The sequence below is a fragment of the Pelomonas candidula genome, assembly GCF_043555985.1.
GTDB classification, from domain to species: domain Bacteria; phylum Pseudomonadota; class Gammaproteobacteria; order Burkholderiales; family Burkholderiaceae_C; genus Pelomonas; species Pelomonas candidula.
Genome location: NZ_JBIGIC010000006.1, coordinates 257460 through 272700, shown reverse-complemented (window position 1 = coordinate 272700; position 15241 = coordinate 257460). Strand labels below are relative to the sequence as shown.

Genomic DNA, 15241 nt, shown 5'->3' with positions numbered 1-15241 from the left:
GCTTGGACAGGGAGGTCCAATAGTGCCAGAAAACGCTTGCAGCTTTGTGCGCTGCAACATGGATTGGCGGTCAAACCGCCAATCCTTCGCACTTCATTGGGGCATTCAGCCCTTGATGACGGCAGCCATGCCCGCGGCGACGGTGGGCAGATTGCCCTCGTTCAGTGCGGCGACGCAGATGCGGCCCGAGTCCACGCCATAGACGCCGAACTCATTGCGCAGGCGCTGCATCTGGGCAGCGGTCAGGCCGGAGTAGCTGAACATGCCCAGCTGTTCGGTGACGAAGCTCAGGTCCTGCGTGACGCCGGCGGCCTTCAAGGCGGCGACCAGTGCCGAGCGCATGGCCTTGATGCGCACGCGCATGCCGGCCAGCTCCTCTTCCCACAGCGCGCGCAGCTTGTCGTCGGACAGCACGGCGGCCACGACCTGGGCGCCATGCGTCGGCGGGTTGGAGTAGTTGGTGCGGATCATGATCTTCAGCTGCGACAGCACGCGCACGGCCTCCTCGTCGCTGCTGCAGACCACGCTCAGCGCGCCGACGCGCTCGCCGTACAGCGAGAAGCTCTTGGAGAAGCTGGTCGACACGAAGAAGCCGATGCCGGCGGCCTGGAACTGGCGCACGGCTTCGCCGTCTTCCTTCAGGCCGAAGCCGAAGCCCTGGTAGGCCATGTCCAGGAATGGCGTCAGGCCCTTGGCCTTGACGGCGGCGACGACCTGGGCCCACTGGGCGGCGGTGATGTCGTAACCGGTCGGGTTGTGGCAGCAGGCGTGCAGCACGACGACGGTGCCCGCCGGAGCAGCATTCAGCGCAGCCAGCATGCCGTCGAAGTTGACGCCCTTGTTGGCGGCGTCGTAGTAGGGGTAGGTCTCGACGGTGAAGCCGGCCTGCGTGAACAGCGCGCGGTGGTTCTCCCAGCTCGGGTCGGAGATCAGCACCTTGGCGCCGGGGTTGAGCTGCTTCAGGAAGTCGGCGCCGACCTTCAGGGCGCCGGTGCCGCCCAGGGCCTGCACGGTGGCGACGTTCTTCAGCTCCGAGCCGAAGACCAGCTTCTGCACGGCCTTGTCGTAAACGGCGATGCCGTCGATGGGCAGGTAGCCGCGCGGCTTGGGAGCGGCGGCCATGGCGGCCTCGGCTTCACGCACGCACTTCAGCAGCGGCAGCTTGCCGGCTTCGTCGTAGTAGACGCCGACGCCGAGGTTGACCTTGCCGGCGCGGGTGTCGGCGTTGAACTGCTCGTTCAGGCCGAGGATGGGATCACGGGGGGCAAGGGCGACATCGGCGAAGAGAGACATGGCGAGGTTCCTGAAAGGACGTTGGCAGCAGGGGAAGGGCGGTCTGCCGGGCCTTGCGATAGGCTGGCGGATTGCGCAAGCAGAGATTTTCCCAGGATTCCCCCATGCAAGACGCCCTGAACGCCAAGACCGCCCCGGACGGGGACACCGAGGAACGCAAGGGCGAATTCGTCAGCTTCGAAGGCTCGCCGTTCCAGCTGTTCCAGCCTTTCCCTCCGGCGGGGGATCAGCCGACGGCTATCGCCCAGCTCGTGGAAGGCATCAACGACGGCCTCAGCTACCAGACGCTGCTGGGCGTGACCGGCTCCGGCAAGACCTTCACGATGGCCAACGTCATCGCCCGGCTGGGCCGGCCGGCCATCGTCTTCGCGCCGAACAAGACGCTGGCGGCGCAGCTCTACAGCGAGTTCAAGGACTTCTTCCCGAAGAACGCGGTCGAGTATTTCGTCAGCTATTACGACTACTACCAGCCCGAGGCCTACGTGCCGCAGCGCGACCTGTTCATCGAGAAGGACAGCGCCATCAACGAGCACATCGAGCAGATGCGGCTGTCGTGCACCAAGAGCCTGCTGGAGCGGCGTGACGTGGTCATCGTGGCCTCCGTGTCGGCCATTTACGGCATCGGCTCGCCGGCGGACTACCACCAGATGGTCATGACGCTGCGCGTGGGCGACAAGCTGGGCCAGCGCGACGTCATCGCCCACCTGATCCGCATGCAGTACACGCGCAACGAGATGGAGTTCAGCCGCGGCCACTTCCGCGTGCGCGGCGACACCATCGACGTGTTTCCGGCCGAGCACTCGGAGCTGGCCATCCGCATCGAGCTGTTCGACGACGAGATCGACGGCCTTTCACTGTTCGACCCGCTAACCGGCCAGATCCGCCAGAAGATCCCGCGCTTCACGGTCTACCCCAGCAGCCACTACGTCACGCCACGCGAGCGCGTGCTGGCCGCGGCCGAAGCCATCAAGGAGGAGTTGCGCGAGCGCGTGGGCTTCTTCGTCAAGGAGGGCAAGCTCGTCGAGGCGCAGCGCCTCGAGCAGCGCACGCGGTTCGACCTGGAGATGTTGCAGGAGGTGGGCCACTGCAAGGGCATCGAGAACTACACGCGCCATCTTTCGGGAGCCCAGCCCGGCGACCCGCCGCCGACGCTGGTGGACTACCTGCCCAAGGACGCCGTCATGTTCCTGGACGAGAGCCATGTGCTGATCGGTCAGTTCGGCGGCATGTACAACGGCGACCGGGCGCGCAAGACGACGCTGGTCGAGTACGGTTTCCGCCTGCCGTCCGCGCTGGACAACCGGCCGTTGAAGTTCGCCGAGTTCGAGCGCAAGATGCGTCAGGCCGTCTTCGTGTCGGCCACGCCGGCGCAGTACGAGCAAGACAATGCCGGCCAGGTCGTCGAGCAGGTCGTGCGGCCGACGGGTCTGGTAGACCCGATCGTCGAGGTTCGCCCGGCGACGCACCAGGTGGACGACGTGCTGCAGGAGATCCGACTGCGCGTCGAAGCCAACGAACGCGTGCTGATCACGACGCTGACCAAGCGCATGGCCGAGCAGCTGACCGACTACCTCAGTGACAACGGCGTCAAGGTGCGCTACCTTCACTCGGACGTCGACACCGTGGAGCGCGTGGAGATCCTGCGCGACTTGCGGCTGGGCGCGTTCGACGTGCTGGTGGGCATCAACCTGCTGCGCGAGGGGCTGGACATCCCCGAGGTGTCGCTGGTCGCGATCCTGGATGCCGACAAGGAAGGCTTCCTGCGTGCCGAGCGCAGCCTGATCCAGACCATCGGCCGCGCGGCGCGCAACCTGAACGGCAAGGCCATCCTCTACGCGGACCGCATCACCGAGTCCATGCGCAAGGCCATCGGCGAGACCGAGCGCCGCCGCGCCAAGCAGATCGCCTTCAACGAAGCCAACGGCATCACGCCGCGCAGCGTGCAGAAGCGCATCAAGGATCTCATCGACGGCGTCTATTCGGAAGAGGCGGGTCGCGACGAGGCCAAGCTGCTGGCCGCCGCCAAGGTCGAGGACTTGTCGGAGAAGGATCTGGCCAAACGTATCGCCCAGCTCGAGAAGCAGATGCTGGAGCACGCCCGCAACCTGGAGTTCGAGCAGGCCGCCCGGTTGCGCGACCAACTGGCGCAGTTGCGCGAACAAGCGTTCGGTGCGCGCGTGCACGACAACATCGTGCCGCTGGATGCCGCGCGCAAAGGGGGCGCCCGCTGAACTGCTGCGGCGCAACAAAAAACCTGTTGAAACCTGGGGCTACCGCCCCCATGCTGGGATGAGGGTCAGTAGTCGAGTAAAATCATCGGAAATGATTCGCTCGGCTATTGTCCCGGCTCTCTCGGGTTAACCCCGAATCAATCGTCCTGGACAAACCCGCTCCGGGCATCTCGCGAAGGAGTTTTTCATGCGTCTCACCACCAAAGGCCGGTTTGCAGTCACCGCGATGCTGGACTTGGCGCTGCGCGAGAATACCGGCCCGGTCGCCCTGGCGGCGATCAGTCAGCGGCAGCAGATTTCGCTCTCCTACCTGGAGCAGCTGTTCGGCAAGCTGCGCCGCCACGAACTGGTGGAAAGCACCCGTGGCCCCGGCGGCGGCTATTCGCTGGGCCGCAAGGCCGAGGACATCACCGTCGCCGACATCATCGTCGCCGTGGACGAGGCGCTGGACGCCACCGGCTGCGGCGGCAAGGAAAACTGCATGGGTGAGGACACGGGCCGCTGCATCACCCATGAACTCTGGACCAATCTGAACGCCAAGATGATCGAGTACCTCGACTCCGTGTCGCTGCGCAAGCTGGCCGACGAGCAGCTCGCCAAGGGTTTCGAGGTCGAGGCGGCGCCGGTCAAGCGTGCGATTTCGTCGCAGCCGGTGCTCAAGCCCATCCGGGTGACGGCGCCGAACTCGGTGTTCGCCCTCGGTGGCGCGTTCAGCAAGTAAGTCAATCAGTCAGAAGAACTCAGAAGAAGTCGTTCCATGGACATGACCCCGCACTTCCCGATCTACCTCGACTACGGCGCGACGACGCCGTGCGACCCCCGCGTGGTGGACGCGATGATCCCCTGGCTGCGCGAGCACTTCGGCAACCCGGCGTCGCGCAGCCACGCCTGGGGCTGGGAGGCGGAAGAGGCGGTCGAGAAGGCGCGCACCCAGGTCGCCGAGTTGATCGGCGCCGACCCGCGCGAGATCGTCTGGACCTCCGGCGCGACCGAGTCCAACAACCTGGCGCTGAAGGGTGCCGCGCAGTTCTACAAAACCCGCGGCAAGCATCTGATCACCGTGAAGACCGAGCACAAGGCTGTGCTCGACACGATGCGCGAGCTGGAACGCCAGGGCTTCGACGTGACCTATCTCGACGTGCTGGAGAACGGCCTCGTCGACCTGGAAGCCTTCAAGGCCGCGCTGCGCCCGGACACCATCCTGGCCTCGGTCATGTATGTGAACAACGAGATCGGCGTCATCCAGGACGTCGTCGCGCTGGGCAACCTGTGCCGCGAGCGCGGCGTCATCTTCCATGTCGACGCGGCCCAGGCCACCGGCAAGGTGGAGATCGATCTCGCCAAGCTACCCATCGACCTGATGAGCCTGGCCTCGCACAAGAGTTACGGCCCCAAGGGTATCGGTGCGCTGTACGTGCGCCGCAAGCCGCGCGTGCGCCTGGAGGCGCAGATGCACGGCGGCGGCCACGAGCGTGGCATGCGTTCGGGCACGCTCCCTGTGCACCAGATCGTCGGCATGGGCGAAGCCTTCCGCATCGCCCGTGAGGAGATGGGCGCCGAGAACGAGCGCATCCGTGCGCTGCACAACAAGTTGATCCGGGGACTGTCCGGCATCGAGCAGACCTTCATCAACGGTGACCTCGAGCGCCGCGTGCCGCACAACCTGAACATCTCGTTCAACTACGTCGAGGGCGAGTCCCTGATCATGGGTGTCAAGGGCCTGGCGGTGTCGTCCGGCTCGGCCTGCACGTCGGCCAGCCTGGAGCCCAGCTACGTGCTGCGCGCGCTGGGCCGCAGCGACGAGTTGGCGCACAGCTCGCTGCGCATGACCATCGGCCGTTTCACGACCGAGGAAGAGATCGACTACGCCATCAGCGTGCTGACGGACCGCGTGGCCAAGCTGCGCGAGCTGTCTCCGCTGTGGGACATGTACAAGGATGGCGTCGACCTGTCGACCATCCAGTGGGCGGCCCACTGAGGCCTGCAAGGAGAACAACATGGCATACAGCGACAAGGTCGTAGACCACTACGAGAACCCCCGCAACGTCGGCAACTTCGACAAGGGCGACGAGGACGTCGGCACCGGCATGGTCGGCGCCCCGGCCTGCGGCGACGTGATGAAGTTGCAGATCAAGGTGAACCCGGCCACCGGCCTCATCGAGGACGCCAAGTTCAAGACTTACGGTTGCGGCTCGGCCATCGCCTCCAGTTCGCTCGTGACCGAGTGGGTCAAGGGCAAGAGCCTGGACGAGGCGCTGACGATCAAGAACACGCAGATCGCCGAAGAGCTGGCGCTGCCGCCGGTCAAGATCCACTGCTCCATCCTGGCCGAAGACGCCATCAAGGCCGCGGTGGACGACTACCGCGCCAAGCACGCCGCCAACTGACATGTCCGTCACGCTGACCGAAGCCGCGGCTCGCCACGTCAAGCGCTACATCGCCAAGCGCGGCAAGGGCGTGGGCGTGCGGCTGGGCGTCAAGACGACCGGCTGCTCGGGCTTGGCCTACAAGCTCGAATACGCGGATTACGTGGCGCCCGAGGATGTGGTGTTCGAGGGGCACGAGGTCAAGATCCTCATCGACCCCAAGAGCCTCCCGTATCTCGATGGCACCGAGCTGGACTTCGTCCGCGAAGGCCTCAACGAAGGCTTCAAGTTCCGCAACCCGCGCGAGAAAGACAAGTGCGGCTGCGGCGAGTCCTTCCGTGTCTGAGATTCGCTGACCCGACGACAGGCGCGGTGAGAACCGCGCCTTTTGCTTTTCCACTCGCCATGCGCCTGACCGACAACGACTTCCAGCTCTTCGGCCTGCCTGAAACTCAGGCCCAGGAACGCGCCGCCATCGACGCGCGCTGGAAGGCGCTGCAGGCCGAAGTCCACCCCGACCGCTTCGCCGCGGAAGGCGCTGCCGCGCAGCGGGTGGCGATGCAGTGGGCCATGCGTGTCAACGAGGGCTACCAGCGTCTGCGAGATCCGCTCAAGCGCGCCGCCTACCTGTGTGAGCTGCGTGGCGCGCCGGTGCAAGCCGAGAACAACACGGCCATGCCCGCTGCCTTCCTGATGCAGCAGATGGAGTGGCGCGAGGCGCTGGATGACGCGACCGACGAGGCCGCGCTGACCACCCTCGACGACGATGCGGCCCAGGCCGAAACCACGGCGCTCGCCACTGTTCAGCGCTTGCTCGACGAGGTCGGCGACGCGCCGGCTGCTGCATCCCAGGTCCGCGCGCTGATGTTCATCCAGCGTTTTCGTGCCGACATCGACCAGCGCCTCGCGGCGCTCGACGCCTGAATCCCATGGCTCTCCTCCAGATTTCCGAACCCGGCGCCTCGCCGGACCCGCACCAGCGTCGCATCGCCGTCGGCATCGACCTGGGGACGACGCACTCCCTCGTCGCCGCCGTGCGCCACGGCGTGGCCGAATGCCTGCCCGATGAGCAGGGGCGCGTGATCCTGCCGTCCGCCGTTCGCTATCTGCCCGAAGGTCGCCGTCAGATCGGCGCGGACGCGCTTGCCGCCCAGGCCGAAGACCCCGAGAACACCATCGTCTCGGTCAAGCGCTTCATGGGCCGCGCCGTCACCGACGTCGCCAACCGCGAGCATCTGCCGTACCGGTTCGAAGACCGCCCCGGCATGCTGGCCATCGCCACGCGCGACGGCGTGAAGAGCCCGGTCGAGGTGTCTGCCGAGATCCTGGCCATGCTGCGCTTCCGTGCCGAGGACAGCTTCCTGGACGACCTGTTCGGCGCCGTCATCACGGTGCCGGCCTACTTCGACGACGCCCAGCGCCAGGCCACCAAGGACGCTGCCGAACTGGCTGGCCTGAAGGTGCTGCGCCTCATCAACGAGCCGACTGCCGCGGCCATCGCCTACGGCCTGGACAACGCCAGCGAAGGTCTCTACGCCGTCTACGACCTGGGTGGCGGCACCTTCGACATCTCGCTGCTGCGCCTGACGCGCGGTGTGTTCGAGGTCGTCGCGACGGGCGGCGACGCCGCGCTGGGTGGTGACGATTTTGACCGCACGCTGGCCGATTGGGCGCTCGCTGGCCGTGTTCTTGAATCCGCTCACGACAAGCGCGCCGTTCTGGTGGCCGCGCGTGCAGCCAAGGAGGCGCTTTCCGATGCCGAGTCGACCGAGCTGGTCGCCGCACTGGACGCAGGCGAGCTGCGCGTGATCGTCACGCGCGCCCAGTTCGAGGAACTGGCCCAGCCGCTGATTGCCAAGACCTTGTCGTCGGTGAAGCGCGTGCTGCGCGACGCCAAGGTCTTGGCCGCCGACGTGCAGGGCGCAGTCATGGTCGGTGGCTCCACGCGCATGCCGGTCGTGCGCCGTGCGGTCAGCGAGCTGTTCGGCCGCGAGGTGCTGACCAACCTGAATCCCGACGAAGTCGTCGCACTCGGTGCGGCCATCCAGGCCAACCAGCTCGCCGGCAACGCTGCTGACGGCGAGATCCTGCTGCTGGACGTGATCCCGTTGTCGCTGGGGCTGGAGACCATGGGCGGTCTGGTCGAGCGCGTCATCGAGCGCAACTCGACCATTCCCGTCGCCAAGGCCCAGGACTTCACGACCTTCAAGGACGGCCAGACGGCGCTGGCGGTCCACGTCGTGCAGGGCGAGCGCGAGCTGGTCAGCGAGTGCCGTTCGCTCGCGCGCTTTGAGCTGCGTGGCATCCCGCCGATGGCGGCCGGCGCGGCGCGCATCCGTGTCAGTTTCCAGGTCGATGCCGACGGCCTGTTGAGCGTGTCGGCCCAGGAGCTGACCTCCGGCGTGCAGGCAGCCATCACGGTCAAGCCCAGCTACGGCCTGTCCGACGACCAGATCGCCGGCATGCTGAAGGACGGCTTCGCCAGCGCCGACGCCGACATGGCCGCGCGCAAGCTGCGCGAGGCCAAGGTAGAGGCCGAGCGCATGGTGCTTGCCACGCGCAGCGCGCTGGCTGCCGACGGCGATCTGCTGCCCGAGGCCGAGCGCGAGGCGCTGGAGCTCCGCCTGCAGGCGCTCGCGGCGATGAACGCCGACGCCGACGCCATCGATGCCGCCGTGAAGGCCCTGGCCGAAGCCACCGAAGGCTTTGCCGCCGAACGCATGAACCGCTCCATCGCACGCGCCCTGACGGGCCGCGATGTCAGCCAGCTCTGAGAACTGAAATGCCCGTCATCAAGATCCTTCCGCACGCCGAGTACTGCCCCGACGGCGCCAGCATCACCGCGGCGCCCGGCACCTCGATCTGCGAGGCGCTGCTGGACAACGACATCCACATCGAGCATGCCTGCGACCAGGTCTGCGCCTGCACGACCTGCCACGTCATCGTCCGCGAGGGTGGTCGTTCGCTGAGCGAGATGGAAGAGGATGAGGAAGACATGCTCGACCGCGCCTGGGGCTTGGAGCCTGACTCGCGTCTGTCCTGCCAGGCGCTGCTGCGCCAGCAGGACATCACGGTCGAGATCCCCAAGTACTCGATCAACCACGCCAAGGAAGGCAAGTGAGCGCGGTCCAGCGCGTTCTGGGTTTCGAGTCGTCCTGCGACGAGACCGGGGTTGCGCTTGTCGAAGTTGACGGCGATGCGCCGCCCAGGCTGATCGCGCAGGCGCTGTACAGCCAGATCTCCATGCATCAGGCCTATGGCGGTGTCGTGCCCGAGCTGGCATCGCGCGACCATGTGCGTCGCGTGCTGCCGCTGGCGCGCGAGGTGCTGTCGCAGTCGGGGCTCGCGCTGCACGATGTCGACCTCATCTCCTACACGCAGGGCCCGGGCCTTGCCGGCGCGCTGCTGGTCGGCGCCGGTGTGGCTGTGTCGCTGGCTGCGGCGCTGGACTTGCCCGCCTTGCCCATCCATCACCTGGAGGGGCATCTGCTGTCGCCTTTCCTGTCGGCTGACCCGCCGGAGTTCCCCTTCGTCGCGCTGCTGGTCAGCGGCGGTCACACGCAGCTGATGCGGGTGGACGATGTGGGTTCTTACGCGATCCTCGGCGAGACCATCGACGATGCGGCTGGCGAGGCCTTCGACAAGAGCGCCAAGCTGCTGGGCCTGCCGTACCCGGGCGGCCCGCATCTCGCGCGCATGGCCGAGTTCGGCAACCCGGACGCCTACGAACTGCCCCGCCCACTGCTGCACAGCGGCAAGCCGGACTTCAGCTTTGCCGGCCTGAAGACGGCGGTGCTGACGCAGGTGAAGAAAGTTGGCGACTCACCCTGCGAGCAGACCAAGGCCGACCTGGCGGCATCGACGCAGGCCGCCATTGTCGAGGTGCTGGTGAAGAAGTCGCTGCTGGCGCTCAAGGAAACGGGGTTGAAGCGCCTCGTCGTCGCTGGTGGTGTCGGCGCGAATGCGAAGCTGCGCGAGCAACTGAACGCGGTGTGTGCCAAGCGGGGCGTTCGCGTGCATTACCCCGAGCTGTCGCTGTGCACCGACAACGGCGCCATGATCGCGATGGCCGCCGCGCTGCGCCTGCAGCGCGGCATGGCCAAGCCCAGCCGGGACGGCGGTTTCGGAGTCCGCCCGCGCTGGGATCTCTCGGCGGCTTAGTTGATGGTCAGCTGGCCGCCGTTCTCGGCGACGCGCTTGACCAGGTTCAGCGTCAGCACGCCGTTCTCGAAGCGTGCTTCGGAACTGGTCTGGTCGATCTCCACCGGCAGCGAGAAGCTGCGCGCATAACGGGCGGCGCGGCGCTCGCGGTAGAGCAGGCGGGAGCCGTCGCTCGGAGCGGCTTCTTCTGCGGCCGTCTCGATGTGTACGCGACGTCCTTCGATCCGGACCTTGACGGCTTCCTTGGCAACGCCCGGCATGTCGACGGTGACGTGGTAAGCCTTGTCGTCCTCGGAGACATCCAGTGCCGGGCTGCGGGTGGTGTCGGCATCGAGGTCGAACTGGCGCAGGACGCGGGCGACATGGCGGGGATGGGTCAGATAGAACATGGCGAGACTCCTGTGGCTGTGAACGCTGCTTCGCGGGTCGGGAGCAGCACCCGATGACCGGGAGATAAGGCGGCCGACAGGGGCTTCAAGCCCCGCGGCTGCTCTTCGGCAGAGAAGTCACGCATTCGCAGGGTGGGGCGCGTCCGGCCCTTGAAATACGCCCGGCGCACCGCAATTGCGCGACCGTCGGGCAGCCTCGGCCAGGGCGTTCGGGCCTTCTGGGCTATACTCCGCGGGTTTTGCGCTTCACGGTGCAGAACAACAAGCTCGGCGCAATCCGAGCGAGCCAGCACGGCTCGGGGTGGTTTCCCCCGTGTCCGCAAGTCAACCCCGGAAACCGTCTGCGGCAGCGCTTCTGTAGTGCGTCTCGCCCGGCCGGACTTCCGAAACCTTTTGGAAAACAAAATGTCCATCGCCGAAAAGAAGGCCGAGATCGTCAAGGCCAACGCACGCAGCGCCAATGACACCGGCTCGCCGGAAGTCCAGGTCGCCCTGCTGACCGCCCGCATCAACGACCTGACCCCCCACTTCAAGACCCACGCTAAGGACCACCACGGCCGTCGCGGTCTGCTGAAGATGGTCAACACGCGCAAGAGCCTGCTGGCCTACCTGAAGCGTGTCGACTCCGCTCGTTACGTCGCGCTGATCGCCAAGCTGGGCCTGCGCAAGTAATTCGCTGAAATCCACGAGGAGCCTGTCTGGTCCATTCGCCCAGTACAGGCTCTTTGTCCATCTGCCGGAACCAAGCTGACGTGGTCACGGATCATTCCAAGACGGCTTTTCAGCGAGCCGCCCTGGAATGGCATCTGGACCAAACCCAGCCTCGTTTCCGGTTCCATCGGGCGCCGATGACGGTGTCCACCACAACCAGGAGATGAGCATGTCCATGTTCAACAAAGTCACCAAGTCCTTCCAATGGGGCCGCCACCAAGTCGTGCTGGAAACGGGTGAGATCGCCCGCCAGTCCACCGGCGCCGTCCTCGTCAACATCGAAGGCACCGTCGTGCTGGCCACCGTGGTCGCCAAGACCGAGGCCAAGGCCGGCCAGGACTTCTTCCCGCTGACCGTCGACTACCTCGAGAAGACCTACGCCGCCGGCAAGATCCCCGGCAGCTTCTTCAAGCGTGAAGGCCGCCCGAGCGAGCACGAGACGCTGACCAGCCGCCTGATCGACCGCCCGATCCGCCCGCTGTTCCCCGAAGGCTTCTTCAACGAAGTCCAGGTCGTCATTCACGTGGTGAGCCTGAACCCTGAAGTGCAGGCCGACATCGCCGCCATGATCGGCACATCCGCCGCGCTGGCCGTGTCCGGCATCCCGTTCAACGGCCCGATCGGCGCCGCCCGCGTGGGCTACGTCAACGGCGAGTACCTGCTGAACCCCAGCAAGTCCGAGCTGGCCAACAGCCAGATGGATCTGGTCGTCGCCGGCACGCAAGCTGCCGTGCTGATGGTCGAGTCCGAGGCCTCGGGCCTGTCGGAAGAAGTCATGCTGGGCGCCGTGGTCTATGGCCATGACCAAGGCAATGTCGCCATCGCCGCGATCAACGAGCTGGTCAAGGAAGCCGGCAAGCCGGCCTGGAACTGGACCGCTCCCGCCAAGGACGAGGCCTTCATCGCCAAGGTCAACGCCCTGGCCGAAGGCCCCCTGCGCGAGGCCTACCAGATCCGTTCCAAGCAGGCTCGCACGCAAGCCTGCCGCGCCGCTTCGGCCAATGTCTTCGCCGCCCTGACGGCCGAAGGCGTGTCCTTCGACAAGGTCGAAGTGGAAGGCCTGCTGTTCGAGATCGAAGCCCGCATCGTCCGCAGCCAGATCCTGGCCGGCGAGCCGCGCATCGACGGCCGCGACACCCGCACCGTGCGCCCCATCGAGATCAGCAACGGCATCCTGCCGCGCACCCACGGCTCGGCGCTGTTCACGCGCGGCGAGACGCAGGCCCTGGTCGTCGCCACGCTGGGCACGGACCGCGACGCGCAGCGCATCGACGCGCTGGACGGCGAGTTCGAAGACCGCTTCATGATGCACTACAACATGCCCCCCTTCGCCACCGGCGAGACGGGTCGTGTGGGCTCGCCCAAGCGTCGCGAAATCGGCCACGGCCGCCTGGCCAAGCGCGCGCTGATCGCCGCGCTGCCGAGCAAGGAAGACTTCCCGTACTCGCTGCGCGTCGTCTCCGAAATCACCGAGTCCAACGGCTCGTCGTCGATGGCCTCCGTCTGCGGCGGCTGCCTGGCGCTGATGGACGCCGGCGTGCCGATGAAGGCGCACGTCGCCGGCATCGCCATGGGCCTGATCAAGGACGGCAACCGCTTCGCCGTGCTGACCGACATCCTGGGTGACGAGGACCACCTCGGGGACATGGACTTCAAGGTGGCGGGCACGACGACCGGCATCACCGCCCTGCAGATGGACATCAAGATCCAGGGCATCACCAAGGAAATCATGCAGGTCGCCCTGGCGCAAGCCAAGGAAGCCCGCCTGCACATCCTGGGCAAGATGGTCGAGGCCATGAGCAGCGCCAACACCGAGGTGTCGCAGTTCGCCCCGCGCCTGTACACGATGAAGATCAACCCGGAGAAGATCCGCGACGTCATCGGCAAGGGCGGCGCCACCATCCGCGCACTGACCGAAGAGACCGGCACGACCATCGACATCGGCGAAGACGGCACGATCACCATCGCCTCGACGGACGCCGAGAAGGCCGAACTGGCCAAGAAGCGCATCGCCGAAATCACCGCTGAAGTCGAAGTGGGCAAGGTCTACGAAGGCCCGATCGTCAAGATTCTGGACTTCGGCGCTCTCGTGAATCTGCTGCCCGGCAAGGATGGTCTGCTGCACATCAGCCAGATCGCCCACCAGCGCGTCGAGAAGGTCACCGACTTCCTGCAGGAAGGCCAAGTGGTCAAGGTCAAGGTGCTGGAGACCGACGAGAAGGGCCGCATCAAGCTGTCCATGAAGGCGCTGATCGATCGTCCCGAGCGCGAAGCCGCCCCGGCCCCGGCTGCCGAGCCGACGCCCGCTGCGGAGTAATTCGAGCAGCGATGAAAGTCATCGCGATCACCCGCCCCGGCGGGCCCGAGGTGCTGGAGCTGGCCGAGCGGCCGGACCCGGTCGCGGGTCCGGGTGAGTGCCTGATCCGTGTGGCCGCTTCGGGTATCAACCGCCCGGACGTGCTGCAACGCAAGGGCGCCTACCCGCCGCCGCCGGGCGCAAGCGAGTTGCCGGGTCTGGAAGTCGCGGGCGAGATCGTCGCCGGCGATGATCGGGCCCTGGCCGCGCATGGCTTCAAGCTGGGCGACAAGGTTTGTGCGTTGGTCAACGGCGGCGGCTATGCCGAGCTGTGTGCGGTGCCGGTGGGGCAGTGCCTGCCTGTGCCTCAGGGCTGGGCGCTGGCTCAGGCGGCGACGCTGCCCGAAACCTGCTTCACGGTCTGGGCCAACGTGTTTGATCGCGTGGGCTTGATGGCTGGCGAGTCGCTGCTGATTCATGGTGGTTCCAGCGGCATCGGCGTGACGGCCATCCAGATCGCCAAGGCGATGGGTGCCCGCGTGCTGGTGACGGTCGGGTCGGCTGACAAGGCCGAGGCGTGCTTGGCACTGGGTGCCGACGTCGCGATCAACTACCGCGAACAGGATTTCGTCGCCGAGGCCAGGGCTGCCACGGGTGGCCGAGGTGTCGATGTGATCCTGGACATGGTGGCTGGCGACTACATCGGTCGAGGCGTTCAAGCGCTGGCCGAAGACGGTCGCCTGGCGTTGATCGCTGTGCAGGGCGGCGTGAAGTCGGAGATCGATGCCGGCCTCGTGTTGCGCAAGCGTCTGACGATCACCGGCTCGACGTTGCGCCCGCGTTCGGCCGCCTTCAAGGCTGCTCTGGCGCGCTCGCTGCGTGACAAGGTCTGGCCGCTGATCGAAGCTGGCCGGATCAAGCCCGTGGTCTACCGTGAGCTGCCGGCTGTTCAGGCGGCCGAGGCGCATGCGTTGATGGAGTCCAACCAGCACATCGGCAAGATCGTGCTGACCTGGTGACGGAGAAGAAGAGATGAGAAAGAAGCTCGTCGTCGGCAACTGGAAGATGCATGGCAACCGCGCCGCCAACGCCCAGCTGCTCGCCGGCCTGAAGGAGGCCGGTCCCTGGAATGCCGACGTGGCCGTCTGTGTGCCTTTCGTCTACATCGCCGAGGCGGCCCTCGCGTTGACCGGTACGAGCATCGCCTACGGCGCGCAGGACTGCTCTTCGCACGAGCAGGGGGCCTACACGGGCGAGGTGTCGTCGGCCATGCTGCAGGACGTCGGTTGCCGCTATGCCATCGTCGGCCACTCGGAGCGTCGCGCGTACCACGCCGAGAGCGACCAACTCGTCGCCGACAAGGCCAAGGCGGCGCTGGCTCATGGCGTGACGCCCATCGTCTGTGTCGGCGAAACCCGCGCCGAGCGCGAAGCGGGCCAGACCGAAGCCGTCGTCAAGCGCCAACTGGCCTCCGTGATCCACACGCTGGGCCATTGCTGTGGCGAGATGGTCGTGGCTTACGAGCCCGTCTGGGCAATTGGCACCGGCCTGACCGCCACGCCGGAGCAGGCGCAGGCCGTGCACGCCGTGCTGCGCGCCCAGCTGCAGGCGGCGACCGACCGCGCATCCTCGATGCGCATCCTTTACGGTGGCAGCGTCAAGGCCGACAACGCGGCCCAGCTGTTTGGTCAGCCCGACATCGATGGTGGCCTGATCGGCGGCGCGTCGCTGAAGGTGGCGGATTTCGCCGCTGTCTGCCTGGCTGCGGCCCACTGAGTTTTTCCGGCGCCCGGC

The 15241-nt window shown here is 66.5% G+C and carries 15 protein-coding genes; 13 read left to right on the top strand and 2 right to left on the bottom strand.

Annotated elements, in window-relative coordinates; translation table 11 throughout:
- Positions 1 to 105: 105 nt before the first annotated feature.
- On the bottom strand, positions 106 to 1293 hold the full coding sequence (locus tag ACG04R_RS14440; RefSeq protein WP_394411619.1) for an amino acid aminotransferase: 1188 nt from the start codon (positions 1291 to 1293) through the stop codon (positions 106 to 108).
- Between the two features lie 104 nt (positions 1294 to 1397).
- Here ACG04R_RS14440 and uvrB point away from each other — a divergent pair, with 104 nt between their 5' ends.
- The 9 genes from uvrB (at position 1398) to tsaD (ending at position 10051) form a co-directional block, all read left to right on the top strand.
- On the top strand, positions 1398 to 3524 hold the full coding sequence (gene uvrB, locus ACG04R_RS14435; RefSeq protein WP_394411616.1) for an excinuclease ABC subunit UvrB: 2127 nt from the start codon (positions 1398 to 1400) through the stop codon (positions 3522 to 3524).
- A gap of 187 nt (positions 3525 to 3711) precedes the next feature.
- Entirely contained in the window at positions 3712 to 4245 is a 534-nt protein-coding gene (iscR, locus tag ACG04R_RS14430; protein WP_394411613.1) for a Fe-S cluster assembly transcriptional regulator IscR, read from the top strand.
- 36 nt (positions 4246 to 4281) lie between these two features.
- Positions 4282 to 5502: an IscS subfamily cysteine desulfurase gene (locus tag ACG04R_RS14425; RefSeq protein ID WP_394411610.1), complete on the top strand. Its 1221-nt coding sequence runs from the start codon at positions 4282 to 4284 to the stop codon at positions 5500 to 5502.
- A 19-nt stretch (positions 5503 to 5521) separates the two neighbouring features.
- Complete coding sequence (gene iscU, locus ACG04R_RS14420) at positions 5522 to 5911, top strand: Fe-S cluster assembly scaffold IscU (RefSeq protein WP_394411607.1); 390 nt, start codon at positions 5522 to 5524, stop codon at positions 5909 to 5911.
- 1 nt (position 5912) lies between these two features.
- Positions 5913 to 6236, top strand: a complete 324-nt coding sequence (gene iscA, locus ACG04R_RS14415) for an iron-sulfur cluster assembly protein IscA (protein WP_394411605.1) — start codon at positions 5913 to 5915, stop codon at positions 6234 to 6236.
- A 59-nt stretch (positions 6237 to 6295) separates the two neighbouring features.
- A complete protein-coding gene (gene hscB, locus ACG04R_RS14410; protein ID WP_394411602.1) occupies positions 6296 to 6814 on the top strand; it encodes a Fe-S protein assembly co-chaperone HscB in 519 nt (172 codons plus the stop codon).
- A gap of 5 nt (positions 6815 to 6819) precedes the next feature.
- Positions 6820 to 8664, top strand: a complete 1845-nt coding sequence (hscA, locus tag ACG04R_RS14405; RefSeq protein ID WP_394411599.1) for a Fe-S protein assembly chaperone HscA — start codon at positions 6820 to 6822, stop codon at positions 8662 to 8664.
- A gap of 8 nt (positions 8665 to 8672) precedes the next feature.
- Positions 8673 to 9011, top strand: a complete 339-nt coding sequence (gene fdx, locus ACG04R_RS14400; RefSeq protein ID WP_394411595.1) for an ISC system 2Fe-2S type ferredoxin — start codon at positions 8673 to 8675, stop codon at positions 9009 to 9011.
- A complete protein-coding gene (gene tsaD / locus ACG04R_RS14395; protein ID WP_394411592.1) occupies positions 9008 to 10051 on the top strand; it encodes a tRNA (adenosine(37)-N6)-threonylcarbamoyltransferase complex transferase subunit TsaD in 1044 nt (347 codons plus the stop codon). The genes fdx and tsaD overlap by 4 nt, the downstream gene beginning before the upstream one ends.
- On the opposite strand, the gene ACG04R_RS14390 is transcribed toward tsaD, so the two are convergent.
- Entirely contained in the window at positions 10048 to 10440 is a 393-nt protein-coding gene (locus ACG04R_RS14390) for an Hsp20/alpha crystallin family protein (protein ID WP_394411589.1), read from the bottom strand. The genes tsaD and ACG04R_RS14390 overlap by 4 nt on opposite strands.
- 405 nt (positions 10441 to 10845) lie before the next feature.
- Here ACG04R_RS14390 and rpsO point away from each other — a divergent pair, with 405 nt between their 5' ends.
- From rpsO to tpiA, 4 genes are all read left to right on the top strand, one after another.
- Positions 10846 to 11112, top strand: coding sequence for a 30S ribosomal protein S15 (gene rpsO, locus ACG04R_RS14385; protein ID WP_394411586.1), 267 nt, complete (start codon positions 10846 to 10848; stop codon positions 11110 to 11112).
- Between the two features lie 208 nt (positions 11113 to 11320).
- Positions 11321 to 13468, top strand: a complete 2148-nt coding sequence (pnp, locus tag ACG04R_RS14380) for a polyribonucleotide nucleotidyltransferase (protein WP_394411583.1) — start codon at positions 11321 to 11323, stop codon at positions 13466 to 13468.
- Positions 13469 to 13479: 11 nt separating this feature from the next.
- On the top strand, positions 13480 to 14466 hold the full coding sequence (locus ACG04R_RS14375; RefSeq protein ID WP_394411580.1) for an NAD(P)H-quinone oxidoreductase: 987 nt from the start codon (positions 13480 to 13482) through the stop codon (positions 14464 to 14466).
- A gap of 13 nt (positions 14467 to 14479) precedes the next feature.
- Positions 14480 to 15223 (top strand): triose-phosphate isomerase, encoded by a 744-nt coding sequence (tpiA, locus tag ACG04R_RS14370; protein WP_394411577.1) that lies wholly within the window; start codon positions 14480 to 14482, stop codon positions 15221 to 15223.
- Positions 15224 to 15241 lie beyond the last annotated feature (18 nt).

Bases quoted from the DNA above. Each gene is read 5' to 3' on its own strand.
- ACG04R_RS14440 (WP_394411619.1), bottom strand. From the start codon at position 1,293: ATGTCTCTCTTCGCCGATGTCGCCCTTGCCCCCCGTGATCCCATCCTC.
- uvrB (WP_394411616.1), top strand. From the start codon at position 1,398: ATGCAAGACGCCCTGAACGCCAAGACCGCCCCGGACGGGGACACCGAG.
- iscR (WP_394411613.1), top strand. From the start codon at position 3,712: ATGCGTCTCACCACCAAAGGCCGGTTTGCAGTCACCGCGATGCTGGAC.
- ACG04R_RS14425 (WP_394411610.1), top strand. From the start codon at position 4,282: ATGGACATGACCCCGCACTTCCCGATCTACCTCGACTACGGCGCGACG.
- iscU (WP_394411607.1), top strand. From the start codon at position 5,522: ATGGCATACAGCGACAAGGTCGTAGACCACTACGAGAACCCCCGCAAC.
- iscA (WP_394411605.1), top strand. From the start codon at position 5,913: ATGTCCGTCACGCTGACCGAAGCCGCGGCTCGCCACGTCAAGCGCTAC.
- hscB (WP_394411602.1), top strand. From the start codon at position 6,296: ATGCGCCTGACCGACAACGACTTCCAGCTCTTCGGCCTGCCTGAAACT.
- hscA (WP_394411599.1), top strand. From the start codon at position 6,820: ATGGCTCTCCTCCAGATTTCCGAACCCGGCGCCTCGCCGGACCCGCAC.
- fdx (WP_394411595.1), top strand. From the start codon at position 8,673: ATGCCCGTCATCAAGATCCTTCCGCACGCCGAGTACTGCCCCGACGGC.
- ACG04R_RS14390 (WP_394411589.1), bottom strand. From the start codon at position 10,440: ATGTTCTATCTGACCCATCCCCGCCATGTCGCCCGCGTCCTGCGCCAG.
- rpsO (WP_394411586.1), top strand. From the start codon at position 10,846: ATGTCCATCGCCGAAAAGAAGGCCGAGATCGTCAAGGCCAACGCACGC.
- pnp (WP_394411583.1), top strand. From the start codon at position 11,321: ATGTCCATGTTCAACAAAGTCACCAAGTCCTTCCAATGGGGCCGCCAC.
- ACG04R_RS14375 (WP_394411580.1), top strand. From the start codon at position 13,480: ATGAAAGTCATCGCGATCACCCGCCCCGGCGGGCCCGAGGTGCTGGAG.
- tpiA (WP_394411577.1), top strand. From the start codon at position 14,480: ATGAGAAAGAAGCTCGTCGTCGGCAACTGGAAGATGCATGGCAACCGC.